The organism is Bradyrhizobium sp. Kon10, assembly GCF_055807395.1.
Genome location: NZ_JBVVOZ010000283.1, coordinates 1 through 257 on the forward strand (window position 1 = coordinate 1; position 257 = coordinate 257).

The following is a 257-nucleotide window of genomic DNA, read 5'->3' on the forward strand; positions in this document are numbered from 1 at the left end:
CGGTCGAGATTGCAGAAGGCGGCCGACAGGCTGTCGGTCCGATGCTCCCGCGGTGCCCCACCGAGCGACCACAGAGCATTCTGCAGCCCTTCGGCCAATGCGACGAAGCTCTCGCCACCGAGCACGACATGGGCGTGTTCAAACCCGCAATAGGCCAACCGGAAATGATAGAGGCGATGATCGAGCGGCACGCCCGCGATGGTGACCCCAAGCTCGCCCATATCGGTGAAGTCGGAGAGGCCGACCTGGCCCACGTC

At 64.6% G+C, this 257-nt stretch carries 1 pseudogene; it reads right to left on the reverse strand.

The features are described 5' to 3' along the window. Positions 1–257, reverse strand: a pseudogene (locus AC0L2O_RS37045) (IS21 family transposase); the annotation flags it as partial.